Origin of the sequence: Rhodococcus sp. AQ5-07 (genome assembly GCF_009707305.1) — a bacterium.
Taxonomy (GTDB): domain Bacteria; phylum Actinomycetota; class Actinomycetes; order Mycobacteriales; family Mycobacteriaceae; genus Rhodococcus_F; species Rhodococcus_F erythropolis.
The window spans coordinates 3,121,508-3,148,504 of record NZ_CP046099.1 but is presented as its reverse complement, the minus strand read 5'-3'; the positions used below and the strand labels follow the sequence as shown (position 1 = coordinate 3,148,504).

Below are 26,997 nucleotides of genomic sequence, written 5' to 3'. Positions count from 1 at the left end.
GGGTTCTGGCATGCTCACGGCCGCAATGCGTGTTTCGGGGCGGCCGCACAACGCGTGCGTAGACTTTCCCGCATGTCCACAGTACGAGTGCGGGGGAGTGTCGATCCATGTCAGTAAGGTCGCTCGAGGGTAAGAAATGCCTGATCACCGGCGCTGGTAGTGGGATAGGACGCGCAACTGCACTGCGGGCATCCGAGGCCGGAGCCGAATTGTTTCTCACTGATATCAACGACCGTGGATTGCAAGAGACTGCCGCAATGGTTGGTGCCGGAGGCGGCACGGTCAGTTTGGCCAAGGCACTCGATATCTCGGATTACGACGAGGTTGTGAAATTCGGTACCGAGATTCACACTCAATTCTCTCCGATGGATGTCGTCATGAATATCGCCGGCATTTCAGCGTGGGGAACTATCGAGAACCTCGAGCATCGGCACTGGAAGTCGATGGTTGACGTCAACCTGATGGGACCGATCCATGTCATGGAGACGTTCGTTCCGCCCATGATCCGCGCCGGCAAGGGTGGGCACCTGGTCAATGTTTCTTCGGCCGCTGGGCTCTTGGCACTGCCGTGGCATGCCGCTTACAGTGCGAGCAAGTTCGGCCTTCGCGGGGTCTCCGAGGTGCTGCGATTCGATCTGAAGCGGCACGGAATCGGCGTCAGTCTGGTTGTGCCTGGTGGGGTGAAGACGCCTTTGGTGGGAACCGTGGAGATCGCGGGTATCGACCGGGATGACCCGCGGGTCAAAAAGCTCACGCACCGGTTCGAGAAGCGCGCGGTCTCCCCGGAGAAGGTGGCCTCGTGCATTCTGCGGGGAATCGAGAAGAACACGTACCTCGTGTATACGTCCAATGACATTCGATTCGGATACTGGTGGGCCCGCAAATTCGCCCCGCCTTACGAGTTCGTGATGCAAAAAGCGAACGACCAGTTCAGTAAATTGCTCAAGCGATGAGCATTAACTCCGACGGGACTTTTATCTAGTCGAATAGGGACCAAAGTCATGCCGAAGAGTTTTCACTTCGATATCGAATTCAAATATCCGATCGACGACGTGCATCGAACTTTGACTGACCCGAGTTATTGGAAAGTCCGACTCGGAGACCTTTATGCCACCTCGGACATCGAAGTTGGAGACGGATCGATCGAAGTATCCGTGTCCGAGGAAATCGACTCCGCCTCCCTCCCTAACCTGGTCGCCAAGGTTGCGCCGAGTCGACTCGGTCTGACACGGGTGGACCACTGGGGGCCTCTGTCTGACGGGAAGGCCGCAGGGTCGGTCACCGGAATCGCGCACGGACTGCCGATACGAATCGAGACGACGCTGGACCTCACCGCCGCCGAGTCCTGCACGCGACTGGTCGTCGACGGAACGGCCGAAGTGAAGATGCCGATCATCGGCGGCCAGATCGAGAAGTTGCTGAAGAAGACCGTCGAGGACTTGCTGGGGCGCGATCGGGACGCTGTCGAGTCATTTCTCGCCTGAGTCGGCGCCGAAATCCACCTCCAGAACGCGTGCACCTGGGCCGGCGGCAGCGAGTTGATCGTGAGGGTTTGCGAGGGCGCATCCCTCCAGCGAGAGACACCCGCAACCTATGCAACCGGTGAGATTGTCGCGTAGTCGTTCCAGTTGCTCGATGCGGAGATCGAGGTGGCGCCGCCATCCGGTCGACAACCGTTCCCAATCTGCGCGGTTCGGGGTACGGCCTTCAGGAAGTGTGCCGAGGGCTTCCCGGATTTCCGACAGTGGAATGCCGACGCGTTGCGAGATTCGGATGAAGGCGACACGTCGAAGCGTGTCTCGTTGGTATCGACGCTGGTTGCCGCTGGTCCGGCGACTGACGATGAGGCCTTCTCGTTCGTAGAAATTCAGGGCCGAGACGGCGACTCCGCTGCGCTCGGAGAGCTGGCCGGGCGTAAGTTCCTTGGCTTTCCACGACGGCATCTCCATGGCGACTACCGGTCCGTCGCCCGGTGGAGGGTGGCGTGGAGATGATGCGTCAGCGGGGTGTCGCCGTGCGCCATCCACAAGTCGTAGGACAGGGTGTCGCCTTGGACGCGCATGACTCGCCGGACGTCGTGAACCGGTTTTGCGTCGGGCGATGCTGCGAGCGTGAGACGGGTCAAGGCGAGAGTGCCTTCGGAGTCGACGGTGCCGCGATGGATCTCCACAAATCCGGTGGGCTGGCTGACCAGCAGTTCGAGCTCACCACCAGGTGTCGGGCGCAGGTATCCCGATTCCATGTGAAGTGGTCGGCCGTCGGGGAGCCCACGAGTGCGCGACGAGTAGGTGACAAACGGTTTCGGAGTCGGAGCGAACTCGATCTCCTCGGAGTACTCGAAGTCGTCGATGGTGGGGAAATGTCCGGCTCCAGCGCCGATCCAGCGCCCGGTGAACCTGTCGATTCCGGCGCCACCCAGCGCCGCCTGATCCGTACTACTCATTGCGTGGTCCTCTCGCCTGCGTCGGATCAGACGTTACGCGGGAAGATATGGCAGCTGCTCATCCCTGCTGGGTGGGGCCTACGGGATTAGTGTTCACTCATGAACGCTTCTGGCTCCGTCCCCCTCGGTGTCGATTCCGAGGTGGGCCGATTGCGATCGGTCATTCTTCATCGTCCGGGCGACGAGTTGAAACGATTGACTCCGCGCAACAACGACGAGCTGCTGTTCGACGCGTTGCCGTGGGTGGACCGCGCGCAGGAAGAACACGATCAGTTTGCGACCGTCCTTCGTGAGCGCGGCGTCGAGGTACTGCTTTTGTCCGATCTCCTCACCGAGGCGCTCGAGGTCAGTGGCGCAGCGAGGATCCAGGGAATCGCGGCCGCCGTCGACGCACGCAAGATCGGCCACGCGCTCGGGCAACACCTGGCTGCGTACCTGCGAAAGGTAGAGCCGAAGGAGCTGTCGTCGATCCTTACTGCCGGAATGACGTTCGACGAGCTGCCGATCGACGCCGGCTCGACCTCGTTGGTGCGCAGGATGCATCACGGCGGTGACTTCGTGATCGACCCGCTGCCCAACTTGCTCTTCACCCGCGATTCGTCGTTCTGGGTCGGGCCACGGGTCATCATCACGTCCTTGGCGTTGTCAGCGCGAGCTCGCGAATCCTCGATCACGGATCTCGTCTACGCGCATCACCCTCGATTCAAAGGCGTGCGCCGCGCGTACGAGTCGCACACGGCTCCTGTCGAGGGAGGTGACGTGCTGCTTCTCGCGCCGGGGGTGATCGCGATCGGTGTCGGTGAACGTACATCACCCGCCGGCGCAGAAGCATTGGCGCGTAGCGTGTTCGACGACGGTCTCGCCCACACGGTGTTGGTTGTTCCGATCGAGCAACGCCGAGCGTCGATGCATCTCGACACGGTCTGCACCATGGTCGAGGCCGACGCGGTCGTCATGTATCCGGCCATTCAGGACACATTGGCAGCGTTCACCCTTCGCAAGGAAGACGACGGGGTGAGTATTCGCGGTGCGACGCCGTTCCTCGAAGCGGCAGCCGACGCCATGGGAATCGGAAAACTTCGAGTGATCGACACCGGACTCGACACGGTCACTGCCGAGCGTGAGCAATGGGACGACGGCAACAACACGTTGGCCGTCGAACCGGGCGTCGTCGTCGCTTACGAGCGCAACGTCGAAACGAATGCCAGGCTGGAGGCCTCGGGTATCGAGGTTTTGCGAATCGCGGGTTCCGAACTGGGCTCCGGTCGCGGTGGACCTCGCTGCATGTCCTGCCCGATCGCCCGCGATCCGCTGTGAGCGGTAGACGTCAGAGAATCTCTTCCACCTTGGCTGCCGGACGCGCGAGCACCGTGCCCTTGTCAGTGACGACGAATGGGCGTTCGATCAGAATTGGGTGCTCGATCATCGCGTCGAGGATCTCGGATTCGGAAGCGTCGGCGAGTCCGAGGTCCTTGTACTGCGTTTCGCGCTTGCGAACCGCTTGACTGGGCTCGAGGCCGGCGTCGGCGATGAGTTTTTCCAGCTCGGATCGGGTAGGCGGAGTATCGAGGTACTTGACGATGGTGGGTTCGATGCCGGCTTCCCGGATGAGCCCGAGAACGGTCCGCGAGGTGTTGCACCGTTGATTGTGGAAGATGGTTGCAGATGCCATGTTCGTCATTCTGCCTCTGCGTCCGAACTCGTGGGACAAACAGGGGAACAACGGGCCGCTCCGGAGTGCTGCACTTGAAGTACCGACGTGTGAGGAGAAAACGATGACGGAACATCGAAGTGTGGACGAACGACGCGTGGTCATTGCCGGCGGGCACGGCAAGATCGCGCAGCACCTGACGTACCTGCTGGCAGGACATGGTGATCGGCCGGTAGCGCTGATCCGCAACTCCGCGCACGAGGGTGCGGTCCGCACACTCGGCGCGTTCCCCGTGGTGATCGATCTGGAATCCTCCACGGTCGAGGAAGTTGCGAAGGTACTCGACGGTGCCGACGTCGCGGTCTTCGCCGCGGGCGCCGGACCTGGTAGCTCGATCGAGCGCAAGGACTCCGTCGACCGAGCTGCGGCGGTGCTGTTGGCCGATGCCGCCGAGAAAGCGGGAGTACGTCGGTTCATTCAGATCAGCGCCATGGGTGCTGGTGACGAAATACCGGAGAACACCGACGAGGTTTTTGCCGCCTACCTGCGGGCGAAGACGGCAGCGGAGGAAGACCTGAAGACAAGGTCTTCGCTGGATTGGACGATTCTTCGGCCAGGCCTTCTGACGGACGACGACCCGACCGGTGAAGTATTGCTTGCGCAGCCGCCCGTCGATCGAGGCTCTGTGCCTCGAGCCGATGTCGCCGCGGTCGTCGAAGCGCTCATCGATGCGCCGTCCAGCGTCGGCAAGACATTGGTTCTGACCTCCGGCCCGCATACGATCCGCGAGGCGATCGAGGGCCTGTGACCGAGAAGATACGACGAGGGTGACGATGAAGATCGCAATCGAACACGATTCCTCCACAGCTCCGTACGACCAACTGCGGCAACAGATTATCGAGCAGGTTCACGGTGGCGGATTGATCGCGGGAACCAAGATTCCGACGGTGCGAGCGTTGGCCTCGGAGCTGGGATTGGCGGCCAACACCGTCGCGAAGGCTTATCGCGCGCTCAGCGATCAGGGCGTCATCGAAACGAGGGGAAAGCAAGGGACATTCATCGCTTCGGGGACCGATCCGGTGCAGGCGCAGGCCGAGCAGGCGGCGACCGCGTTTGCGCATAGGGTCCGCTCGCTCGGGTACTCCGACAGTGAGATCGTCGCCATGGTGGAGTCGGCATTGAGAGGTGCATGACACAATGTTTAAGTTGACGCTTCAACTTAAAGCTGTCAGTCTTGGCTCATGAATTCGTCGATTGCTCGTGACCTCGGACTCCTCATCGCCCGTGTCGGCCTCGGGATCATCTTCATCGCCCACGGCTGGCAGAAGTTCTTCACCTACAAGATCGCCGGAACGCAGGCCGCGTTTGAAGGGATGGGCGCCCCGCTCCCCAAGATTTCTGCGGTTGTGGCTGCATCCATCGAACTCGGCGGCGGAATCCTGCTCATCGCGGGTCTGTTGACCCCGCTCGTCGGCGCGCTGCTGTTCCTCGACATGGTCGGCGCGTTCTTCATCGTGCACGCGGACAAGGGTGTCTTCATCGACAACGGTGGCTACGAACTCGTCGTCGCACTCGGTGTCGGATCGCTCTTGATCGCTGTGATCGGCGCAGGACGCATCAGCATCGACGGATTGATCGGCAAGGGCAACGGTTGGGTTAAAACCCCAGCTTGATCGGGGTGAGAAGGCGGGTTCAACGGACGTTGAGCCCGCCTTCCGGCTTGCTTTTGGCCCATAAAGTGACGAACGTAGTCATCTATGGTGACGAAATCTGATCGATCCGAACAAGATTCCGGGGCCAACGAAGAGCGCCCGGAGACGGGCTTTACTCGAGTAGGCGTTCGGACCGACTACGTGGTGTTTTCCGTGGCGGCCGCAGCGGTGCTGGCTATTGTCGTGTGGGGCCTCGTAGCTCCCGACAACCTCGATTCGGTAACCGGAAGTGTTCTCGGCTGGTTGGTGACGAACATCGGCTGGCTCTTCGTACTCGCAGCTTCGGCTTTCGTGCTGTTTTCCATCTACCTCGCGGTCAGTCGATTCGGCGACATTCCGCTGGGCAAGGACGGTGAGAAGCCCGAGTTCCGAACCGTCAGCTGGATCGCGATGATGTTCAGCGCCGGCATGGGGATCGGCCTGATGTTCTTCGGTGTCGCGGAACCGCTTGCGCACTACGTGACTCCGCCTCCCGGCACCGACGGTGGCGTCGGAACTGCCATGGCCACCACCATGTTTCACTGGGGTCTTCATCCTTGGGCGATGTATGCCGTTGTGGGCCTTGCCATTGCATACGGGTCGTATCGCCGAGGACGCAAGCAACTGTTCAGTTCGGCCTTCATTCCGTTGCTCGGTCGCAAGGCCGAAGGGCCGATCGGCAAGGTCATCGACATCCTGGCGATCTTTGCCACACTTTTTGGTACCGCAGCATCTTTGGGGCTCGGCGCACTTCAGATCGGCTCCGGTTTCGAGGTAGTCGGCTGGATGGAAGAAGCCGGCGTATTCCTGCTCGTGGCCATCGTTGCGGTGCTGACCCTGGCATTCGTCGCTTCGGCAGTTTCCGGTGTGGCCAAGGGAATTCAGTGGCTCTCCAACATCAACATGGTGCTCGCGCTGATCTTGGCGCTGTTCGTGTTCGTTCTCGGGCCGACCGTGCTGATTCTCAATCTGCTCCCGACGACCATTGGCGCATACGTTTCCGACCTCGCCCAGATGTCCGCCCGCACGGGTGCATCGTCGAATCCTGAAACGGGCGCGTGGCTTTCGTCGTGGACGATCTTCTACTGGGCATGGTGGGTGTCCTGGACGCCGTTCGTCGGCATGTTCCTGGCACGCATCAGCCGCGGCCGCACGATCCGCCAGTTCATCGTCGGCGTCATCGCCGTTCCCACGACTGTCAGCTTGCTCTGGTTCGCGATCTTCGGCGGCGCAGGCATCGGCGAGGAACGTGACGGAATCGGCTTGTCCGGCCGAGGCTCGGAAGAGGCTCAACTGTTCGGCATGCTCGACAATCTGCCGTTGGCCGGAGTGACGACTGTCCTCGTCATGCTGCTCGTGGCAGTGTTCTTCGTTTCCGGCGCAGACGCTGCGTCGATGGTGATGGGGACGCTCTCGCAGCGCGGAACGCTCGAACCGAGTCGCTGGGTTGTGGTCTTCTGGGGCATGTTGACCGGTGGCGTCGCGGCGCTTCTGTTGTGGACCGGTGGCTCTGAAGCGCTCGACGGCTTGCAGACCATGACGATCATCGCTGCGGCGCCGTTCGTGCTGGTCATGATCGGACTGTGCTTCTCGCTGTACAAGGATCTTTCGCACGACCCGATCATCATTGCGGCGAAGGAGCAGAAACGTGCTCTCCTACGCCCGAGGCGGGGACGTCGCGTCGGTAAGCCGACAGAGTAATCGTGAAACGAAGGAGGCACCGAACCAGGTTCGGTGCCTCCTTCGTCTGTCCCACTATTTCCAGCTAGGCAGCCACAGATGGTTCTGCCACGATTCCGGCGTGATCGGCATGGCGGTGAGTATCGGCCAGAGGTAGACGAAGTTGGCCACGACCAGACCGATGTACAGACTGACGGCAAGAAGTCCGGTGGTACGACGCTCGACGGACGCGCTCGCCTTGCCCAGAACATCGCCGAGGACCAGCGCAAATCCCATGACCATGAACGGGGCGAGTGCAACTGCGTAGAAGTAGTACATCTGGCGGTCGAGCGTCGCGAACCACGGAAGGTAAGCGGCGCCGTAGCCCGTCAGGACCACGGCATATCGCCAGTCCCTGCGCACGAACGTCTGCCAGATCGCCCACGCCAACATCGGTAGGGCCAGCCACCACATCGCCGGTGTGCCGATCAGCATCACGGCCTTGACACAGCTGGCGGCCCCGCAACCGGTGACCTGCTCGCCGTCGGCGTAGTAGTAGAGCATCGGTCGTAGCCCCATCGGCCACGTCCACGGTTTCGACTCCCACGGGTGGTGGTTTCCGGCGGAGTTGGTCAGCCCGGCATGGAACTGGAGAACGTTTCCGCTGTAGTACCAGAGTGAACGCAGTGCGGATGGAATGAAGCTCCACGTGCCGCCCTCACCGATCTCGTTACCGACGGCGTGACGGTCCACGCCGGTCTCGCTGGTGAACCAGGCCCAGTAGCTCGCGAGGTACACACCGAGGGGAATGATCACCAGCGCATACAGAGCTGGACCGATGTCGCGAACTGCGGTGCCGACCCAGGGGCGCTGCACGCGGTATGCGCGGCGCGCTGACAGGTCGAAGGCAACACTGAGCAATCCGAAGAACAGAATGAAGTACATGCCGGACCATTTGGTTCCGCATGCCAGACCGAGCAGGATGCCGGCGCCGAACCGCCACCACCGGAAACCCAGCCGTGGACCCCAGGCGGAATCGCCGATTCGACCTTCCTCGTACACCTTCGCCATTCGTTCGCGGACTTGGTCGCGATCGACCACCAGGCATCCGAGCGCCGCAAGGACGAAGAATGCCAGGAAGATGTCGAGCATCCCGAGGCGTGAGGAGACGAAGGTGACGCCGTCCACGATGAGCAGGATTCCGGCAATCGCCCCGATCAGCGTGGACCGCGTCATGCGGCGGACGATCCGGATGATCAGCAGGACCATCAGCGTCCCGACCAGGGCTGACGAGAATCGCCACCCCCAACCGTTGTAACCGAAGAGTGCTTCGCCGATCGCGATCATCTGCTTACCGATCGGCGGGTGCACCACCAATCCGTAACCGGGATTGTCCTCGATGCCACCGCCGGTCAGAACTTGCCAGCCCTGCGGAACGTAGTGCTTCTCGTCGAATACAGGTGTGCCGGCGTCGGTCGGGTAGGCGAGCATCGTGAAGCGGGTGATCGCCGCGATGGCGGTGATGAAAGCGGTGACGATCCAGCCGCGCAATCTGTCGGTCGGGCCGAAATCAGGATCCGGTACCAGCGGGCCGGGACTACGCACTACCCGATCGCTCGTGGCGGGCGTTGGCCGCTCGTCCGTCTGCACAGTCACCTGGCAATCGTAGGCTGTCAGGTATGACTGGTCGTTTGGTACTCGCCGCAACACCCATGGGAGATGTCGGTGACGCGTCCCCGCGTCTTCGGTCTGCTCTCGCAACCGCCGACGTCGTCGCTGCGGAGGACACACGACGCACCAAGTCTCTGGCGTCCGCGCTCGACGTCACCATCACCGGGAAGATCGTCAGTTTCTACGACCAGGTCGAGATTTCGCGGCTGCCCGCGTTGGTCGCCGACGTGGCCGAAGGCAAGACCGTCCTGCTGGTCACCGATGCAGGCATGCCGTCGGTCAGTGACCCCGGATATCGCCTCGTTGCCGCCTGCGTAGCCGAGAACCTCGCCGTCACGTGTCTCCCGGGCCCGTCGGCGGTCACGACGGCGTTGGCACTCTCGGGTTTGCCGGTGGAGCGGTTCTGCTTCGACGGATTCCCGCCGCGAAAGCAGGGGCAGCGCAAGACCTGGCTTTCGGCCCTGGCAACCGAGCAGCGAGCGTGTGTGTTCTTCGAAGCACCCCATCGCCTTGCCGACTGCCTCGCAGATGCTGTGGAAGTTCTCGGGCCCGATCGCCGCGCGGCCGTGTGCCGGGAATTGACCAAGACCTACGAGGAAGTGAAGCGCGGCACTCTCGGAGAGTTAGCTACTTGGGCGGCCGAGGGCGTTCGCGGAGAGATCACGGTGGTGCTCGAAGGCGCAGTACTGGTGGCATCTGATCCTGCCGATCTGGTCGACGAGGTGGAAAGGCTGGTCGCGGGGGGAGCACGATTGAAGGACGCGTGTGCTCTGGTCGCAACGGCCGGAGTCTCCAAGCGTGAGTTGTACGAGACGGTCCTGGCCGCTCGAAAGGACTAGCGAGAGCGGTTCACGGCGGGTGCGCCGGGACGCAGGTTGGCGTCGTCGGCTGCGGCCTGGCCGGCGTGCCAGCCTTCGGCGTCGACGGACCGTCCGCGAGTTTTGCGGGTTGTCGGGAACAATCGATCGAATTCGGCGTCGACGGCCTCGGAAGTGGTGGCCAGGATCGGCAGAAGATCCGCGACGTCCATCGATGCCGCGTCGGCCGCTTCGGCGGTGGCTTTGGTGCCGGCGTCACGCAGGCGGTGTCCGATGCGGCTGGCGAACCCGGCCAGGAATCCCTTGCGGAACGAGGTGGTGCGTGAGCCGCCACGATTGCTCGAGTCGGCGAATTGCATTGCACGGGTTGCCTGTACGAGCAAGGAAGTGAACAGCATATCGACTTGCTGAAGGTCGACCGGAGTGCCGACGACGGTCGCGAGTGCAATGTCGCTGAACCAGACAGTCCTGACTCGATTCGATTCGCCGATCTCGGTCAGGAGGTGAACCTTTTCCTTCACGTACGGGTTCTCGATGTGAATGCGTCGGGCATTCACGGATGTGTCGGTGACCCCGGCGCGAGAGTGGAGCAGCGCGGAATCGATGGCGTACCGGGTCATCAACTCCTGAGCCTTCGCGGTGAAAATCTCGGCTTCTTCCGCGAAGTTGGTGGCTTCGGCTTTGGCGAGTAATCCACGAATTCGCTTGAGTACCTTGGCGTCGACCTCGGTATCACCGACGCCGGCATAGGTGGTGTCGGTCCGTTGCGACGGCCAGGTGGATGGTGGCGCGAGCAACACCGTCCACTGAGGTAGGCGCATCCAGGATCGTGCGACGTCGACGATCTGCGAAACAAGGAAGTAGGGATCCTGGAACAGAAGGCCGGCCGCGAGGGAGCGAAAAACGTCGTCGTCCACGGTGATTCGAGAAGCGATGTGCCGAGACTTCGGATACTGTTCGCCGATCGTCTGCAACTGCCCCACCCATTCGAGCGGTGCGCGATCGGAGGCGCGCGACGCTTTCGCATCGAACAGGATGGTGGTGGCGGCGAGATCGGCGTCGGACGCTTCTTTGCTTCGACGCGCCAGATGAATCAGATCCGCCGGCTGCCATCCGCGGTCGTACGCCGCGGACAGTTCGGAAACGAGATCTCGCACCGCGGAAACGGATTGAGGGCTGACCTCCTGAGTGGACACCCGCGCTCCGTTCCATGGCAGTGTCTGCGCCGAAGCGCTGGTTCGAATGTATGTTCTATTCGTCGTCATGGCTGGAGTGTGCACGTGGGGTCCGACACATCCGCCTGTAACCGGATATCTCGGACCCCACGTGCGGCACTCTCGCTTAGCTCATTCCTCGACGAAGCGGGGGAAAACTGGCGCCGGAGCAGGCAGTTTCCGGTTCGCGTCGATGCGTACCGCGATGTCGGCGAACTGCCGGTTCTCTTCACTCTGGCCGAGCAGATCGAGGATGCGTGACGCCGCGTCGGGCATCACCGGCTGAACGAGAAGCCCGACGATACGGACCACTTCGAGCGTCACGTACAGAACCGTCGCCATGCGTGCCGGATCGGTCTTACGCAGAACCCACGGTTCCTGCTTGGAGAAGTACCGGTTGGTCTCGCCGAGCACGCCCCAGATGGCTTCCAGCGCGAGGTGTAGAGCCTGCACGTCGAACTCACTGCGGCACTTGGCGAGCAGGGCATCCGCCGATGCCAGCATCGCCAGGTCGTCCTCGGTGAACTCACCGGGGGTGGGTACCTGGGCATCGCAGTTCTTCGCGACCATCGTCAGCGAACGCTGCGCGAGATTGCCGAGTTCGTTCGAGAGATCAGCATTCATGCGCGTCACGATCGCTTCGTGGCTGTAGCTGCCATCCTGACCGTACGAGATCTCGCGGAGCAAGAAGAAGCGGACCGCGTCGAGGCCGTACTGATCGACCATCGCGATGGGGTCGACGACGTTGCCGACGGACTTCGACATCTTCTCGCCCTTGTTGTACAAGAAGCCGTGGACGAACACCCGCTCCGGCAGTTCGATGCCGGCAGACATGAGGAATGCCGGCCAGTACACGGTGTGAAACCGCGTGATGTCCTTGCCGATGATGTGCAGGCTCGCGGGCCAGAACTTCTTGAACTCCTCCGAATCGACGCTCGGGTATCCGACGCCCGTCAGGTAGTTGGTGAGGGCGTCTACCCAGACGTACATGACGTGGTCCGGGTCGCCCGGGACCTTGACGCCCCAGTCGAACGTGGTGCGCGAGATCGAGATGTCCTTGAGGCCGCCCTTGACGAAGCTGACGATCTCGTTGCGGCGTGTTGCGGGGGCGATGAATTCGGGGTGCTCTTCATACAGCGCGAGGAGACGCTCCCCGTACGCCGAGAGGCGGAAGGTGTAGTTCGACTCCTCGGTCCACTCCACCGGGGTGCCGGTCTCGGTGGACTGACGGGTGCCGTCCTCCAGAAGCGTGGTCTCGGCTTCGGTGTAGAAGGCCTCGTCCCGAACCGAGTACCAACCCGAGTACGTGTCGAGGTAGATGTCGCCCGATGCGGCCATCTTCTCCCAGATCGCCTTGCTGGCGACCTGGTGATCAGCGTCCGTGGTGCGGATGAACCGGTCGTACGAGATGTTCAGGACCTTGTCGAGGTTCTGGAACACGTCGGAGTTGCGAGCCGCGAGTTCGCGTACGTCGATGCCCTCTTTGATCGCTGTCTGCTGCATCTTCAGACCGTGCTCGTCGGTACCGGTCATGAAGAACACTTCATGACCGTCCAAACGCTTGAAGCGGGCGAGCGCGTCCGAGGAGATGTACTCGTACGCGTGGCCGATGTGCGGAGCGCCGTTGGGATACGCGATCGCTGTCGTGATGTAGAACGGCGATCGTTCCGCGCCTTCCGGGGCGGCGGAGTCCGGGCGCGGGGTCTGGGAGGGTGAGGCAGGCACAGTCATGGTGGGCTTACTCTATCGGGCGTGAGCAAAGACCGTCCCGCCCCCGATGCCCCTGAGCCCTTGTCGCCTCTGATCGACGCCCATACGCACCTCGACGCGTGTGGCGCACATGACGCTGCGACCGTGGCCGAAATAGTCGATCGAGCCGAGGCCGTCGGCGTCGGACGGGTCGTCACGGTGGCCGACGACCTCGATGCTGCACGCTTTGCCGTCGACGCTGCGAACTGGGATTCGAGGGTTTACGCAGCCGTCGCAATCCATCCGACCAGGGCGAACGTCCTGGATGCCGACACCAGGGTCGAGATCGAACGGTTGGCGTCCGATCCGCGGGTCGTCGCGGTGGGGGAGACCGGGCTGGATCTCTACTGGCCAGGCAAGCTCGAAGGGTGCGCCACGATCGAGGAGCAGGTCGACGGTTTCCGGTGGCACATCGACCTCGCGAAGCGTCTCGGTAAGACGCTGATGATTCACAACCGCGAAGCCGACCAGGACTTGCTGCGGGTGCTGAACGAGGAAGGCGCGCCGGAGACAGTGGTGTTCCACTGCTTCTCCTCGGATTCGGAGATGGCGCGGGAGTGCATCGCCGCCGGGTACGTGTTGAGTTTTTCGGGAACCGTGAGTTTCAAGAATGCGAAGGCGCTTCGTGAGGCCGCGCTGTTGGTGCCGTCGGATCAGCTGATCGTCGAGACGGATGCGCCGTTCTTGACGCCGCACCCGTTCCGCGGTGCGCCCAACGAGTCGTACTGCCTGCCATACACAGTGCGTGCACTCGCAGACATCCGCGGCGAGGATCCGCAGGCCCTGGCAGCGGCGTCCACGGCGACAGCGGAGCGCGTCTACAAGATCTGACGCTATTCTGGTTCGACAGGTAACTCCGCGCCCGGGATCGTCGTGTCCCGGTCCGTCTACTGCGCGGAGTATTCAGATGAATGACTCCATCTATCCCTCCGACGTCTATCCCGACGACGTCGAACACACAGCCGAGCAGTCCTCGCGATCCGGCTCGAGCGCGGCGAATTTTTCGAATCCCGGGAGGGAATGAAGGCGCACAGCTTCGCTGAGCCGACGCCGGTCGACTCTTCGGTCCAGATCGTCAGCGTTCATGTCGACGCGGTCGAAGTCGAGTGCTGCGGGCCGTTTCCGGTGGTCGGTGAATCATGCTCGTGGACATTGGCACCGCGATCGCAGGACGACGCGTTCGACGGTTGGGTTCACGGCGGGATGCCGGCGTCTGGAGTCGTGACCACGGGTGTGGTGCTCGGGATTCTCGTGGTGACGACGACCTACGCAGAGGTCGGAAGTCCACGCATGTGGTTGCCCGTCGCAGGTAGTGAGAACTATCGAAGGGTCGAGGCCAGTCCTCGGTGGTTCCGAAGGTTCGGCGACTTCGACTTCGAGCCGCAGAATCGGATCGAGACCGGGCTGGTTGTCGAATTGGCCACCACCCGTGCGCCTTTCCGGTAGTCCCCACTACCAAAAAGGCGCACAGGGGGCTTGCCCCTACAGGACCTTCGCCAGGAAGTCCTGGGTGCGCTGCTGCTGGGGGTTGCCGAACAGGTTCTCCGGCTTGCCTTCTTCGACGATGTATCCATCGGCCATGAAGATGACTCGATCGGAAACCTCACGGGCGAAGCCCATTTCGTGGGTTACGACGACCATGGTCATGCCCTGCTTTGCGAGGTCACGAAGCACCTGCAGAACCTCTCCCACCATCTCCGGGTCGAGGGCGCTGGTGGCCTCGTCGAAGAGCATGATGTCCGGGCTCATCGCCAGTGCGCGGGCAATGGCCACACGTTGCTTCTGCCCACCGGACAGGCTGGCGGGCTTGGCATCTGCCTTCTCCGCGAGACCGACCTGGCCCAGCAGTTTGACGGCGATCTCGCGAGCCTGATCCTTGGTCGATCGCCCGGTCTGCACCGGGGCGAGCATCACGTTTTCGACGACGCTCATGTGTGGGAACAGGTTGAAGTGCTGGAACACCATCCCGATGTGCTGGCGCACCTTGTCGATGTCGACGTCCTTGTTCGTGAGGTCGAACTGGTCGACGCGCACGGAGCCGGCGGTGATGTCTTCGAGGCGGTTGAGGCAGCGCAGGAAGGTGGACTTACCCGAACCGGAAGGCCCGATGACGCAGACCACTTCACCGCTCTTGATGTCGACGTCGAGGCCTTTGAGGACCTCGTTGTCGCCGAACGACTTCTTCAGTCCCTTGACCGAAATCTTGACCTCGGTGTCGGACTTGCCCATGTTGACGGCTGTTTCGGTCACTTGTTGATCCTCTTCTCGAGGCGGTTCGACAGCTTGGTGAGCGCCATGATGATGATGAAGTACATGACGCCGATGATCAGCCACATGTTGAACGACTGGAAGTTGCGCGCGATGATGATGCGCCCCGTCTGAGTGAGCTCGGCGAGTCCGATGACCGACAGGATCGACGTGTCCTTGAGGGTGATGACGAACTGGTTGATGTACGACGGGATCATCGTGCGAATTGCCTGCGGCATGATGACTTTTCGCATCGACTTCATGTAGCTGATGCCCAGGCTTCGTGACGCCTCCATCTGTCCCTTGTCGACGGACAAGATGCCGCCGCGGACGATTTCAGCCATGTACGCACCGGCGTTGAGCGAGAGCGTGATGATGCCTGCGGTGAAGGCGGACATCTGGAAATGCAGGGCTGCCGGGATGCCGAAGTAGATGAAGAACGCCTGCACCAACAGCGGTGTGCCGCGGAAGATGTCGACGTAGGTCGTGCCTATACCTCGGACGAACATGTTGGTGGACACGCGGCAGAGACCGAAGATCGCACCCAGGACCAGAGCGATCGCGATCGAGACGACCGAGAGAACGATCGTCAACCACAGGCCCTTGAGGAGCTGGGGATAGGTGCTCTTGATCAAGCCGATGATGGAGTTGTCCGACGTCGACGCGCCCTGACCGAGGTAGGTCGAGACGATTTCGTCGTACTGGCCGTCGTCGCGCAGGTTCTGCAGTCCAGCGTTGAACATCTGGAGCAGTTCGGCGTTCTGGCCCTTGTTGACTGCGAAGCCGTAGCTCGCACCCACCTCTTTTTCGGTGACCGTCTTGAGGCCGTTGCCCTGTGTGATGCCGTAGGCGAGGACGGGGTAGTCGTCGAAGACTGCGACGGAGTTTCCGGTGCGGACCTCGTCGTACATGCTGGCGGAGTCGGCGAAATAGACTGTGGTGAAGCCGTATTGGTCCTTGATGGACTCGGCGAAGCTGGCGCCCTCGGTGCCGTTCTTGACGGCGACGCGCTTGCCCTTCAGATCCTCGTACGCCTTCACGTCGTTGTCGGTCTCGAGGACCGCCATCTGCACGCCCGACTCGAAGTACGGGTCGGAGAAGTCGAAAACCTGCTTGCGGGCGTCGGTGATGGACATGCCGGCGATGACGCCGTCGGCCTGCCCGGCCTGCACGGCCTGAAGCGCAGCGTCGAAGCCGAGCTGCTTGATGTCGACCTTGAAACCTTGGTCCTCGGCGATCGCGTTGAGGAGATCGATGTCGATGCCGACGAGTTTGCCGTCTTCGTTCTCGAATTCGAACGGGGCGAATGTCAGATCGGTGGCGATCGTGTAGGTGCGACCGGGTTGCGCGCTCGCGATTCCGGGGGCGAACAGCGCTGCGATCAGCGCCAGCAGGATGGCCAGGATCGGCCACCTGGCATTACGTGGTCTGTCGAATCTTCTTCGCACTATCGCCCAGCTTTCTTCTGTCGCGCCCGGGATCGCCGGACTGCTTTGAACCAGACGAGAACATACTGCGCCCAGAGCTGAATCGATACACGGGTATCGGAGCCGGAAAGTGCAGAACACACGACACGCCGTTGCCGTTCCGTGACAAAAGTCGCATTTCGTTGTGATTTGGTTGCCGATGCAACGCTCGGTCGTTACCGTATTGTGATCGAACGTCGTCTGCCTTGGGATTTCCTGTGTCGCCTTTTGCCAAGATCAACTCCACGAAGTCACCACTTCTCTATTCAGTGGTGGGTGCGTTGCTTCTGACGCTCATCGTCGGAGGTGCGCTCGCCGTGGTTCGGCACAAGACGATCACCCTCGACGTCGACGGCGACATGATTTCGCTGTCCACGATGTCGAGCAGCGTCGGTACCGCTCTCGAGGACGCCGGATACCCGGTCGATCCCAAGGACGCGCTCGCTCCGAGCGCCGATTCCTCGCTGTCCGACGGCGATACCGTCGTACTGCGCCGTGCCCGTGAGTTGGCGCTGACCGTGGACGGTCAGCCGACGACCATCTGGACCACGGCATTGACGGTCGACGAGGCACTGAAGCAGGTAGATGTTTCCGACGACTTCGCAGTCTCGGCTTCGCGCTCGCATCGTCTGCCCCTCGAACGCACCGAGCTCGACGTCGTCAGCCCGAAGACCGTCAGCGTCAGCGACGGTGGTGCTCCGGCGGCCGAGATCAAGCTCGCCGCCGTAACCGTCGGTGATCTTCTCGCGGCCAAGAATGCGCCGCTCGAGCAGGCCGACTCGGTGGTTCCCACCGCTGACACACCCGTTACCAACGGCCTGAACATCCAGGTCACCCGCGACCGCACGGACACTCGCGTCGAGACGCAGCCGATCGCGCCGCCCGAGAACAAGGTCGAAGATCCCGAGCTCGAGAAGGACAAGACCGTCGTCGAAAACCCGGGTGTTGCCGGCGAGCGCACGGCCACCGTCGAGGTCAAGACCGTCAACGGCGTCGAGGCCGGACGAACCGAACTGTCCGCGACCGTGATCAAGGAACCGGTCGCAGCAGTGGTGAAGGTCGGAACCAAGCAGACTTCCGCGCCCGCTGTGTCCAACGCGTCGACGTGGGACTCCATTGCTCAGTGCGAAGCGACCGGAAACTGGGCCATCAACACCGGCAACGGTTTCTATGGAGGACTTCAGTTCACCCAGAGCACCTGGGAAGCATTCGGCGGCGGTCAGTACGCAGCGCGCGCCGACCTCGCATCACGTGAACAGCAGATCGCGATCGGCGAGAAGGTCCGCGCCGGTCAGGGCTGGGGTGCGTGGCCGTCCTGCACCAGCAAATTGGGCCTGCGCTGACGCGCCCACACTCCACACAGAACTCAGGAACCCATGTCACCGTTCGCCAAGATCAACTCGACCAGGTCGCCGTTGTTGTACTCGGCGATCGCCGCTCTTCTCCTGACGGTTCTCGTGGGTGGCGTTCTGGCCGTCGTCCGGCACAAGACCATCACCCTCGACGTCGACGGTGAGCAGATTCACCTGAGCACCATGTCGACCAACGTCGACGGCGCTCTCGAGGACGCGGGTTACCCGATCGGTGACAAGGATGCGGTTGCTCCCGCGGCCGACGCGTCGCTGTCCGACGGCGACACCGTGGTGCTCCGTCGTGCTCGTGAGATCACGCTGACGGTCGACGGTCAGCCGCAGAAGCTCTGGACCACAGCCTTGACCGTCGACGACGCGCTCAAGCAGTTGGATGTCTCAGCGGATGTGCACGTGTCGGCGTCGCGCTCGCAGCGTCTCCCGCTCGACGGCGCCGCGCTCGACGTCTTGACACCTGTCGTCGCAAAACTGGTCGACGGCGCAAACGCGGCGGCCGACGTGCGTATCGCGGCACCGACGGTGGGCGAGTTCCTTACGGCCAACGGCACTCCGCTCGAGCAGTCGGACACGGTGGTTCCCGCCGCCGACGCTCCGCTGACCGAGGGCCTCGAGGTCACGGTGACGCGCAACCGCACCGAGAACAAAGTCGAGACCTTGCCGCTCGATCCGCCGGATCAGCGCATCGAGGATCCGACGATGAACCAGAGTCGCACGATCGTCGAGAATCCGGGCGTTCCCGGCGTGCGTGACGTGACGTTCGCCGTGAATCTCGTCAACGGTGTCGAGGCCGGACGTACACAGGTATCGGAGACGATCACCACACCGGCGCAGCCGAAGGTCGTGCGCGTGGGAACGAAGCCGGGCACCGAGGTGCCGCCCGTGGAGAACGGTTCGACGTGGGACGCGCTCGCACAGTGCGAGGCCACCGGCAACTGGGCTATCAACACCGGCAACGGTTTCTACGGCGGCGTGCAGTTCGACCAGAACACGTGGGAACGGCAGGGCGGGTTGAAGTATGCGCCTCGCGCCGACCTCGCAACCCGTGAAGAGCAGATCGCGATCGCGACGCAAACGCAGCGCACTCAGGGCTGGGGCGCATGGCCGTCGTGCTCGGGTCGCCTCGGACTGGGATAAGTTCTACTGGTGTCAGACGCCGAACAATCGAACGAACCCATCGCTACTCCGCGCGGGCAGGCAGCCCTGCTCGGTCCGGTCGAGGTGCGCGCTCTTGCCGAGGAATTCGGTGTCCGGCCCACGAAACAGTTGGGGCAGAACTTCGTTCACGACGCCAATACCGTGCGACGCATCGTCACCACGGCAGGCGTCACTCGTGACGATGTCGTTCTCGAGGTGGGGCCGGGTCTCGGTTCGCTGACGATGGCGCTGATGGACGTCGTCGATCGTGTGATCGCGGTCGAGATCGATCCCAACCTTGCGGCTCGCCTTCCCAAGACGGTCGCCGAGCGAGCGCCGGAGTTGGCCGATCGACTGACCGTCGTCGAAGCGGACGCGATGCGTGTGCTGCCTTCACAGATTCCCGGCGAGCCGACCGCACTGGTTGCGAACCTGCCGTACAACGTCGCGGTGCCGGTGCTGTTGCATCTGTTCGCATCGCTCCCGAGTCTGCGGACCGCACTCGTGATGGTGCAAGCCGAGGTTGCCGATCGCCTGGCGGCTGATCCGGGAAGCAAGATCTACGGCGTTCCCAGCGTCAAGGCCAACTTCTTCGGCGAGGTTCGCCGCGCCGGTGCCGTCGGACGCAACGTGTTCTGGCCGGTGCCGAAGGTGGAATCAGGTCTGGTTCGTATCGACCGGTACGCGGAGCCGCCGTGGCCGATGGACGAGAAGCACCGCAAGCAGGTTTTTGCGGCGATCGATGCCGCATTCGCGCAGCGCCGCAAGACTTTGCGTGCCGCGCTCAGCGGGTGGGCAGGTTCGCCTGCCGAGGCCGAGCGACGGCTCCTCGCTGCCGGCATCGAGCCACAGACGCGTGGCGAGATGCTCGACGCAGCAGCCTTCGTTCGGCTGGCTGGAGGCAAATAGCCCCGTGCGCGGTTAAGGAGTGCAGGGACTCCCTAACCGCGCACAGGGGCTTGCCCCCTTACTTGAACCGCCGCAACCTCAGGCTGTTGCTCACCACGAACACACTGCTGAATGCCATTGCGGCACCAGCGAGCATCGGGTTGAGCAGGCCGGCCGCAGCCAGCGGGATCGCTGCCGTGTTGTAGGCGAACGCCCAGAACAGGTTGCCCTTGATGGTCTTCAGCGTCTTGCGGGACAGTCGAATTGCATCGGCTGCCGACCGCAGGTCACCTCGAACCAGGGTGATGTCGCTGGCCTCGATCGCAACGTCGGTGCCCGTGCCCATCGCCAGACCGAGATCGGCCTGAGCCAGGGCCGCCGCGTCGTTCACGCCGTCGCCGACCATGGCTACGACGCGTCCTTCCGCCTGCAGCTTCTTGACGGCGTCGACCTTGTCCGCCGGCATGACCTCGGCGAAGACGGTGCTGATCCCGACCTGATCCGCCACGGTGCGGGCAACGGTGGCGTTGTCACCGGTCAGCAGAACCGGTTCGAGGCCGAGTGCCTTCAACTGCGCGATTGCTTCGGCGCTCGTGTCCTTGACCGCGTCGGCGATCACGAGGACGCCGTGCGCCTTGCCGTCCCAGCCCACCGCGATTGCGGTGCGCCCGGCCTTCTCTGCTTCAGCTTTCGCGTCACGGAGATTTTCCGGCAACGGCATCGACCAGTCGGCGAGCAGCGCGTCTCGGCCGGCAACAACGGCATGACCGTCGACCATTCCCTGCACGCCGCGACCGGCGACGTTCACGAAATCCTCGACCGCAGGCAATTCGCCCACTGCGTCGGTCGCACCCTTCGCGATCGCTGCGGCGATGGGGTGCTCGGAGCGATGTTCGAGGGCGCCGGCCAGCCGAAGCACCTCGTCGACGGTTGTTCCTTCGCCCACCACGGTGTCCAGCAATGTCATCTGACCGGTGGTGACGGTTCCCGTCTTGTCGAGCACGACGGTGTCGACTGCGCGCGTCGATTCGAGCACCTCGGGTCCCTTGATGAGGATTCCCATCTGGGCTCCGCGGCCGGTGCCCACCAACAGAGCTGTGGGCGTTGCCAATCCGAGAGCACACGGGCACGCGATGATCAGGACGGCGACCGCAGCGGTGAATGCCATCTCGATGGGGTTGCCGGTACCGAGCCAGTAGCCCAGTGTCGCAACGGCAATCGCGATGACGACCGGTACGAAGATACCGGCGATCCGATCGGCGAGGCGCTGAACTTCGGCCTTGCCGTTCTGGGCGTCTTCGACCAGTGCCGCCATCTGGGCGAGTTGGGTGTCGCTCCCGACGCGGGTGGCCTCGACGGTCAACGTTCCACCGACGTTGACGGTGGCGCCGACGACGGTGTCTCCGACACCGACCTCCTCCGGCACGGATTCGCCGGTCAACATGCTCATGTCGACGGCTGAGCGGCCTTCGGTGATGATGCCGTCGGTGGCGATCTTCTCGCCGGGCCGAACGATGAACGAGTCGCCCGCTGCCAGTTCTTCGGCGGGGATTCGTACTTCGATGCCGTTTCGCAATACCGCGACGTCTTTTGCACCGAGTTCCATGAGCGCGCGTAGTGCGGCGCCGGACGTGCGCTTCGACTTGTGCTCGAAGTAGCGTCCGGCGAGCACGAACGTGATGACGCCCGCGGCAACCTCGAGGTAGATGTTGGCGCTGCCGTCCATCCGGTCGACCGTCAGTCTGAACGCGTGTTTCATTCCCGCTTCGCCCGCGGTGCCGAAGAACAGTGCATACAGCGACCAGACGAACGCTGCGATGGTGCCCAGCGAGATGAGCGTGTCCATCGTTGCGGCGCCGTGACGCAGGTTGACCCAGGCAGCCCGGTGGAAGGGAAGGGCCGCCCACACGATGACCGGTGCGGCCAGCGTGAGGGAGAGCCACTGCCAGTTGTCGAACTGCAACGCAGGAATCATCGCCATCGCGATGACCGGCACGGAGAGCAGAGTCGAGATGATCAGGCGGGTACGAAGCTCGCGCAGATCACGATCCTGCGGGGATTCCGCATCCGGGTCGACGGTGTCTGGCGCGCTGGGCGGTTTCGGGAGCGCGGCAGCGTAACCGGCATTCTCGACGGCGGTGACCAAATCTTCGACGGGTACCCCGTCCGGGAAGGTGACCTTGGCTTTTTCCGTCGCGTAGTTGACGGTGGCTGTGACGCCGTCGATCTTGTTGAGCTTCTTCTCGATTCGTGACGCGCAGGAGGCGCAGGTCATTCCGGTGATCGCGAGTTCGACGCTGCTCGAGTTGGCAGCATTGTCGACCGCAGTCGGTGACGTCATCAGTGCCCTCCCTCGTGATTGTCTGGAACTGAAGCTGCGGAAGTGCCTGCATCAACAGTGAATTCGGCGGTGCGAACCACGCCCTCGTGCTGGAAGTCGAGGAACAGTCGGTATGTGCCTTCGCTCGGCGCCTGTGCGTGGAAGGAAATTTCAGGACCGGGAGAAGTGACGCCGTCGCCCGGTTCACCCTCGGGGTGAACGTGCAGGTAGGCGAGGTCGCCGGTGCGAAGCGCAACAAGATGACCGTAGGCACCGAGGTACGGATCGAGATCGGTGACCGGGGCTCCGTCGCGAGCAACGCTCAGCGTGATCGGGCCGCCGGCAGTGGTCAGATCACCGTCGAGAGTCACGGTGTATCCGTCGACGGTTGCGGTCGCGCTCTTCGCGGGCAGCGGCGCAGGAGTGAATTCGCCTGCCACGTCGAAGTTTCGGCCGAGCGTCAGTTGGGTGCCGTCGGCGGGATCGAAGTCCGCGAAGACTCGGTAGGTGCCGGCGACGGGCCAGGTCCAGTCGATCGACCAGGTGCCGTCTGCGGCGAGAGAAGGATGTACGTGGCGGAATTCGCTGGTGTCGTTTCGGACGACGATGAGGTGGAGCTTCTTCTCGTGCAGGAGGTCGAAATCGACGACGGGCTTGTTGGTGCTGTCGAGAATCCGGAAGGTCAAGGTTCCCGGCTCCCCAGCTCGACCGGGTGCGGTCACGTCGGTGAGTGTGTATCCGCCGGAAGAGACTTCGAGCCCTGCGGGTGTCGCCGAATCCATGCCTGGCATCGATTCAGCGGTTGATTCGTGGGTGCTGTGCTGGGTAGTGGACATGTCTATCGGGCTTCCGATTGCGGCCCCCACGCCGAGGGCGGCGCCGAAGACGGCGACCAACCCTACGGCGTAGGTGGCAAGTGTTGTCGAGGTGCGCACGGCTGACTCAGCTTGGTACGACTGCGTAGCCGGCTTCGTCGACTGCTGCGACGACGTCGGCTGCGGAGACGGGGGCATCGCTGGTGACAACGACGCGTCCGCTCGCCAATTCGACATCCACCGCGGTTACGCCCGCGATGTTGCCGATCTCTTCCTTGACGGATCCGACGCAGTGTCCGCAGGTCATTCCGGAAACGGTGTATTCGGCGGTGGTCATCGCAGATCCCTTCGCTTGTGTAAAACTCATTTTACGGATACCCGGTGTAGGTATCTCCCTGGGACTGAAGGTACCCCCAGGGGGTATGCCTGTCAACGGGTTGGGCAGTGACGAAGGCCTCAGGGAAGACAACAGGGCGGATGTGTGGTCTACTTGTGTTGGTCGTAAGTGTTTGTGTTTGTGTTTCCACGCTCGCAAATGGTTAGGTTGCGAGCGTTTGGACATCCTCCACGGATTTGTCTCAGAACGGTCGTAGTAAGTGACCCGGGCGGTCGAAGCGACTGCCTGTTGACACTGTGTTAGAGGAGATTTACATGGCAGAGGGCATCGTGAAGTGGTTCAACTCCGAGAAGGGGTTCGGCTTCATCGCTCCCGAAGACGGCAGTGCTGACGTCTTCGTTCACTACTCCGAGATCCAGAGTGGCGGCTTCCGCACTCTCGAGGAGAACCAGCGCGTGGCGTTCGAGATCGGTCAGGGCAACAAGGGCCCGCAGGCCACCGGCGTTACCATCGTCTAAGACGTCCATGTGAGTCGGGCAACCGACGCATGACGTACTGACAAGACCCCAACTCTTCGGAGTTGGGGTCTTGTTGCATTTTGGGTGAAAAGTGCTCTCACGCACCGAGATAACGCTGAGCGGCCACTGCCGTTTCGGCTGCGATCGCGCGGCATTCCTCGCGGAGTTCGGGTGGATTCACAACGGTGAAATCGACGTCGAAAGCCCTGAGCCACATTGCGATCGACCGTAGGGTAGTGCCCGAAAGCACTATGACGCAACGCCCTTCGTCGGTGGACTCCACTGATCCCCACTGCTCATTGACCATTGGTGCTATCTGCTCGATGGGTGCATGCAGTAGAACTGTTGCGCGCGTGGAGGAATAAGCCCGGGCGACGCCGCGCGAAACGAAGTCTGCCGCGCCACCGGCCGGTAGTTCCCGCGGCGTGAACCGCGGACCGGTGGGAATCTTGGGTTCCATCCGGTCGACGCGGAACGACCGCCAGTCTTCGCGAGATAGATCCCAAGCCACCAGATACCACCGAACACCCGACCGCACGAGCCTGTACGGTTCCACCTCGCGTCGGCTCTGGGTGCCGTCGTGAGTGCTGTAGTCGAATCTCAAACGCTCGTGGTTGTGGCATACGGACGCGATGGCGGACAGTACCGACGCATCGACTGCGCTCGCGGCGGGCTCGCGTGGCACGACGTCGATCGACAGCGACTCCAGACGGTGCCGCAGCCTCGACGGCATGATCTGCCGCAGCTTCGCCAGCGCGCGCATCGAAGCCTCGCCGATGCCGACCACAGAGCCGGTCGCTCCGGACTGCAAAGAGAGCGCCACCGCGAGCACTTCTTCGTCATCGAGCTGTAGCGGGGGCATCTCCGCGCCCGCTCCCAGGCGATATCCACCGCCGACGCCGACCGTCGCGTCGACCGGGTAGCCGAGATCGCGGAGGCGGTCCACGTCACGTCTGACTGTGCGCGGGGTGATCGCGAGCTTGTCTGCGAGTTCGGCACCGGACCAGTCTCGACGTGTCTGGAGCAGTGACAGCAACCGCAGTAGGCGAGCCGATGTCTCCTTCATGGCAAGAAGTCTGCCAAACATTTAGGACCCAATGCGTCCTCAATTGAATTTAGGTTGGTCCTCATCCGACCAGTCGAGAAGAAATTGGGGCACATCATGAGTCGCATCAACAACGGCAGACCGATGATCGAGACGGAGGCGCTCACCAAGCACTTCGCCCAGGGCAAGAAACTCGTGGAAGCAGTCAAGGGAGTCACTCTCGACGTAGCGGAGGGCGAGTTGGTTGCCTTGCTTGGGCCGAACGGTGCCGGAAAATCGACGACGTTGCGCATGCTGACCACCTTGCTCGAGCCCACTTCCGGTACTGCGCGGATCGCAGGATTCGACATCGCTGCGGCACGAAACGAGGTGCGCTCGAGCCTCGGATACGTCGGACAGGGGAACGGAGCCGGCCACAACCAGCGGGTTCGCGACGAGTTGGTGACGCAGGGGTTGTGCTACGGAATGCCCAAGGGCGAGTCGCAGGTCCGGGCCGACGAATTGCTGCGTGATCTCGAACTCACCGAGTTGGGTACTCGAAAGGTCAGTACGCTGTCCGGCGGGCAGCGACGGCGGCTCGATATCGCTCTGGGCCTGGTCCATCGCCCACCGCTCCTGTTCCTCGACGAGCCGACCACGGGCATGGACCCGCAGAGTCGGGCCAACCTCTGGGACCACATCCTGCGGTTGCGGCGAGAGATGGGCACGACGATCGTGCTGACCACGCACTACCTCGAAGAAGCGGATTCGATGGCAGAGCGGGTCATCGTCATCGACGAAGGCACTGTCATCGCGGACAACACCGCTGCCGCACTCAAAGCGGATCTCGCGGGGGATCATCTTCTGCTCACCTTCGACAGTGCCGAAGCTGCCGCCATCGCGGCGTCGGTGGCCGAGCAACTTGTCACTGTGCGTGACGTCACGGTCGAGGCAAGCTCGGTGAGTATCCGTGCCGGCGAGGGTGATTCGACGCTACCGGTATTGCTGCGTGAAGCCGATACCCGCGGCGCCCGCGCAGTCACTGCCGACATCACCAGGCCGACTCTCGACGACGTCTTCCTCACTCTCACCGGCCGCAGCCTGCGCGAGAGCGCCGCCGCGGTTGCTTCCTAGAACTACGACGAAGAACTACGACGAACAGGAATCCGCCATGACAATCACACTCGATACCCCACGTAGCGCGCACGGCAACATTGTTCGAGACAGCGCGATCGTGATGGGCCGTGAACTGCGACCGATGTTGCGTGACCCGGTCAGCGTCATCTTCAGCCTCATCCAGCCGCTGATCCTGTTGGCCCTGTTCGGGCCTCTGCTCAAAGGGGTCCCGGGTACCGGTGACGGCGTGTGGAATTGGTTCATCCCCGGTGTATTGGTGATGATCGCGATCTTCGGCACGACGATGACCGGTTCCAACCTTCTGATGGAGATGCAGCAGGGATCCCACGAGCGAATGTTGGTGACTCCGCTCAGACGCTCTTCGTTGTTGATCGGGAGGGCATGCAAGGAGATGGTTCCGCTTGCGGCGCAGGCGATTCTGATCATCCTTGTTGCGCTACCGCTCGGATTGGACGTCAATGCAGCGGGCGCCGCGCTCGGAATCGTCCTGCTGGGAGTGTTCGGCGTCGGACTCGGTGCGCTCTCGTACGCTCTCGCTCTGGCTGTGCGGGAGCAGGATTGGATGTTCTGGGTCGTTCAGCAGACGCTGATGTTCCCGCTCCTGATCCTGTCGGGCACCATGCTTCCGCTCGACGACGCACCAGGTTGGATGAAGGTCCTCGTGAACATCAATCCGCTCGGCTACGTCGTAGACGCCGAGCGGGCTCTCTTTGCCGGTGACTTCGCGTCGGGCAGCGTTCTGGCAGGAATCTTCGCTGCCGTCAGCGTGGCTGTGGTCGGGCTGGGGATAGGCGTGCGCGCGGTGAAATAGCGTGGGTGTGCTTGCTGTCGGATGGGGTGCGGCG

Annotated in this window: 28 protein-coding genes; 16 read left to right on the top strand and 12 right to left on the bottom strand. The window is 62.6% G+C overall.

Annotation, left to right across the window (positions count from 1 at the left end):
* Positions 1-107: 107 nt before the first annotated feature.
* Positions 108-953, top strand: coding sequence for an SDR family oxidoreductase (locus GJB56_RS14390; protein WP_019744717.1), 846 nt, complete (start codon positions 108-110; stop codon positions 951-953).
* Positions 954-1,001: 48 nt separating this feature from the next.
* A complete protein-coding gene (locus GJB56_RS14385) occupies positions 1,002-1,484 on the top strand; it encodes a DUF2505 domain-containing protein (protein ID WP_019744716.1) in 483 nt (160 codons plus the stop codon).
* Here GJB56_RS14385 and soxR read toward each other — a convergent pair.
* Both soxR and GJB56_RS14375 read right to left on the bottom strand, forming a co-directional pair.
* Positions 1,470-1,949, bottom strand: a complete 480-nt coding sequence (gene soxR, locus GJB56_RS14380; RefSeq protein ID WP_113683222.1) for a redox-sensitive transcriptional activator SoxR — start codon at positions 1,947-1,949, stop codon at positions 1,470-1,472. The two genes, GJB56_RS14385 and soxR, sit on opposite strands and share 15 nt — an antisense overlap.
* Before the next feature lie 5 nt (positions 1,950-1,954).
* Positions 1,955-2,443, bottom strand: coding sequence for an FABP family protein (locus GJB56_RS14375; protein ID WP_019744714.1), 489 nt, complete (start codon positions 2,441-2,443; stop codon positions 1,955-1,957).
* Positions 2,444-2,542: 99 nt separating this feature from the next.
* On the opposite strand from GJB56_RS14375, the gene arcA reads away from it, so the two are divergent.
* The gene (arcA, locus tag GJB56_RS14370) at positions 2,543-3,760 is read left to right on the top strand and encodes an arginine deiminase (protein WP_019744713.1); all 1,218 of its coding nucleotides are present in this window, start codon (positions 2,543-2,545) and stop codon (positions 3,758-3,760) included.
* Between the two features lie 10 nt (positions 3,761-3,770).
* Here the strand turns inward: arcA and arsC are convergent, their stop codons facing one another.
* Complete coding sequence (gene arsC / locus GJB56_RS14365; protein WP_020970331.1) at positions 3,771-4,124, bottom strand: arsenate reductase (glutaredoxin); 354 nt, start codon at positions 4,122-4,124, stop codon at positions 3,771-3,773.
* Between the two features lie 94 nt (positions 4,125-4,218).
* Here arsC and GJB56_RS14360 point away from each other — a divergent pair, with 94 nt between their 5' ends.
* From GJB56_RS14360 to GJB56_RS14345, 4 genes are all read left to right on the top strand, one after another.
* Positions 4,219-4,902, top strand: coding sequence for an SDR family oxidoreductase (locus tag GJB56_RS14360; RefSeq protein ID WP_020970330.1), 684 nt, complete (start codon positions 4,219-4,221; stop codon positions 4,900-4,902).
* A 25-nt stretch (positions 4,903-4,927) separates the two neighbouring features.
* Positions 4,928-5,287: a GntR family transcriptional regulator gene (locus GJB56_RS14355; RefSeq protein ID WP_020970329.1), complete on the top strand. Its 360-nt coding sequence runs from the start codon at positions 4,928-4,930 to the stop codon at positions 5,285-5,287.
* Between the two features lie 48 nt (positions 5,288-5,335).
* A complete protein-coding gene (locus tag GJB56_RS14350; RefSeq protein ID WP_020908616.1) occupies positions 5,336-5,767 on the top strand; it encodes a DoxX family protein in 432 nt (143 codons plus the stop codon).
* A gap of 84 nt (positions 5,768-5,851) precedes the next feature.
* Positions 5,852-7,486, top strand: coding sequence for a BCCT family transporter (locus GJB56_RS14345; RefSeq protein WP_019744709.1), 1,635 nt, complete (start codon positions 5,852-5,854; stop codon positions 7,484-7,486).
* Between the two features lie 54 nt (positions 7,487-7,540).
* Here the strand turns inward: GJB56_RS14345 and GJB56_RS14340 are convergent, their stop codons facing one another.
* Positions 7,541-9,100: a dolichyl-phosphate-mannose--protein mannosyltransferase gene (locus GJB56_RS14340; RefSeq protein WP_113683221.1), complete on the bottom strand. Its 1,560-nt coding sequence runs from the start codon at positions 9,098-9,100 to the stop codon at positions 7,541-7,543.
* Between the two features lie 23 nt (positions 9,101-9,123).
* On the opposite strand from GJB56_RS14340, the gene rsmI reads away from it, so the two are divergent.
* Positions 9,124-9,954, top strand: coding sequence for a 16S rRNA (cytidine(1402)-2'-O)-methyltransferase (gene rsmI / locus GJB56_RS14335; RefSeq protein WP_113683220.1), 831 nt, complete (start codon positions 9,124-9,126; stop codon positions 9,952-9,954).
* On the opposite strand, the gene GJB56_RS14330 is transcribed toward rsmI, so the two are convergent.
* Both GJB56_RS14330 and metG read right to left on the bottom strand, forming a co-directional pair.
* Positions 9,951-11,198 carry a DUF2786 domain-containing protein gene (locus GJB56_RS14330; protein WP_230091198.1) on the bottom strand — a complete coding sequence of 416 codons (1,248 nt, stop codon included), beginning with the start codon at positions 11,196-11,198 and terminating at the stop codon, positions 9,951-9,953. The genes rsmI and GJB56_RS14330 overlap by 4 nt on opposite strands.
* A gap of 81 nt (positions 11,199-11,279) precedes the next feature.
* Complete coding sequence (gene metG, locus GJB56_RS14325) at positions 11,280-12,878, bottom strand: methionine--tRNA ligase (RefSeq protein WP_113683219.1); 1,599 nt, start codon at positions 12,876-12,878, stop codon at positions 11,280-11,282.
* 21 nt (positions 12,879-12,899) lie between these two features.
* Between metG and GJB56_RS14320 the strand changes: the two genes are divergently transcribed.
* Together GJB56_RS14320 and GJB56_RS14315 are read left to right on the top strand one after the other, a co-directional pair.
* Positions 12,900-13,727 (top strand): TatD family hydrolase, encoded by an 828-nt coding sequence (locus GJB56_RS14320; RefSeq protein ID WP_113683218.1) that lies wholly within the window; start codon positions 12,900-12,902, stop codon positions 13,725-13,727.
* Between the two features lie 189 nt (positions 13,728-13,916).
* Positions 13,917-14,342 (top strand): DUF6578 domain-containing protein, encoded by a 426-nt coding sequence (locus GJB56_RS14315; RefSeq protein WP_113683217.1) that lies wholly within the window; start codon positions 13,917-13,919, stop codon positions 14,340-14,342.
* A gap of 36 nt (positions 14,343-14,378) precedes the next feature.
* Here GJB56_RS14315 and GJB56_RS14310 read toward each other — a convergent pair whose 3' ends face one another.
* Positions 14,379-15,146, bottom strand: a complete 768-nt coding sequence (locus GJB56_RS14310) for an amino acid ABC transporter ATP-binding protein (protein WP_019744702.1) — start codon at positions 15,144-15,146, stop codon at positions 14,379-14,381.
* Positions 15,143-16,591 carry an amino acid ABC transporter substrate-binding protein/permease gene (locus tag GJB56_RS14305; protein ID WP_019744701.1) on the bottom strand — a complete coding sequence of 483 codons (1,449 nt, stop codon included), beginning with the start codon at positions 16,589-16,591 and terminating at the stop codon, positions 15,143-15,145. Before GJB56_RS14305 ends, GJB56_RS14310 begins: the two co-directional genes overlap by 4 nt.
* A gap of 236 nt (positions 16,592-16,827) precedes the next feature.
* On the opposite strand from GJB56_RS14305, the gene GJB56_RS14300 reads away from it, so the two are divergent.
* Genes GJB56_RS14300 through rsmA form a run of 3 tightly spaced genes read left to right on the top strand, consistent with a single transcriptional unit; the run spans position 16,828 to position 20,022 of the window.
* Complete coding sequence (locus GJB56_RS14300) at positions 16,828-17,952, top strand: resuscitation-promoting factor (RefSeq protein ID WP_113683216.1); 1,125 nt, start codon at positions 16,828-16,830, stop codon at positions 17,950-17,952.
* 33 nt (positions 17,953-17,985) lie between these two features.
* Entirely contained in the window at positions 17,986-19,113 is a 1,128-nt protein-coding gene (locus GJB56_RS14295) for a transglycosylase family protein (RefSeq protein WP_020908607.1), read from the top strand.
* Between the two features lie 9 nt (positions 19,114-19,122).
* Positions 19,123-20,022: a 16S rRNA (adenine(1518)-N(6)/adenine(1519)-N(6))-dimethyltransferase RsmA gene (rsmA, locus tag GJB56_RS14290; protein ID WP_113683215.1), complete on the top strand. Its 900-nt coding sequence runs from the start codon at positions 19,123-19,125 to the stop codon at positions 20,020-20,022.
* Positions 20,023-20,080: 58 nt separating this feature from the next.
* Here rsmA and GJB56_RS14285 read toward each other — a convergent pair whose 3' ends face one another.
* Genes GJB56_RS14285 through GJB56_RS14275 form a run of 3 tightly spaced genes read right to left on the bottom strand, consistent with a single transcriptional unit; the run spans position 20,081 to position 23,473 of the window.
* Positions 20,081-22,342 carry a heavy metal translocating P-type ATPase gene (locus tag GJB56_RS14285; RefSeq protein ID WP_113683214.1) on the bottom strand — a complete coding sequence of 754 codons (2,262 nt, stop codon included), beginning with the start codon at positions 22,340-22,342 and terminating at the stop codon, positions 20,081-20,083.
* The gene (locus GJB56_RS14280) at positions 22,342-23,256 is read right to left on the bottom strand and encodes a hypothetical protein (protein WP_113683213.1); all 915 of its coding nucleotides are present in this window, start codon (positions 23,254-23,256) and stop codon (positions 22,342-22,344) included. Before GJB56_RS14280 ends, GJB56_RS14285 begins: the two co-directional genes overlap by 1 nt.
* A 7-nt stretch (positions 23,257-23,263) precedes the next feature.
* Positions 23,264-23,473, bottom strand: coding sequence for a heavy-metal-associated domain-containing protein (locus GJB56_RS14275; RefSeq protein ID WP_003946267.1), 210 nt, complete (start codon positions 23,471-23,473; stop codon positions 23,264-23,266).
* Between the two features lie 314 nt (positions 23,474-23,787).
* Between GJB56_RS14275 and GJB56_RS14270 the strand changes: the two genes are divergently transcribed.
* Positions 23,788-23,991: a cold-shock protein gene (locus GJB56_RS14270; RefSeq protein WP_003946232.1), complete on the top strand. Its 204-nt coding sequence runs from the start codon at positions 23,788-23,790 to the stop codon at positions 23,989-23,991.
* A 97-nt stretch (positions 23,992-24,088) separates the two neighbouring features.
* Here GJB56_RS14270 and GJB56_RS14265 read toward each other — a convergent pair whose 3' ends face one another.
* A complete protein-coding gene (locus GJB56_RS14265; protein WP_029255909.1) occupies positions 24,089-25,057 on the bottom strand; it encodes a helix-turn-helix transcriptional regulator in 969 nt (322 codons plus the stop codon).
* A 96-nt stretch (positions 25,058-25,153) separates the two neighbouring features.
* Here GJB56_RS14265 and GJB56_RS14260 point away from each other — a divergent pair, with 96 nt between their 5' ends.
* Entirely contained in the window at positions 25,154-26,149 is a 996-nt protein-coding gene (locus tag GJB56_RS14260; RefSeq protein ID WP_113683212.1) for an ABC transporter ATP-binding protein, read from the top strand.
* A 37-nt stretch (positions 26,150-26,186) separates the two neighbouring features.
* Positions 26,187-26,963 (top strand): ABC transporter permease, encoded by a 777-nt coding sequence (locus GJB56_RS14255; RefSeq protein WP_019744694.1) that lies wholly within the window; start codon positions 26,187-26,189, stop codon positions 26,961-26,963.
* The last annotated feature ends 34 nt before the right edge of the window (positions 26,964-26,997 follow it).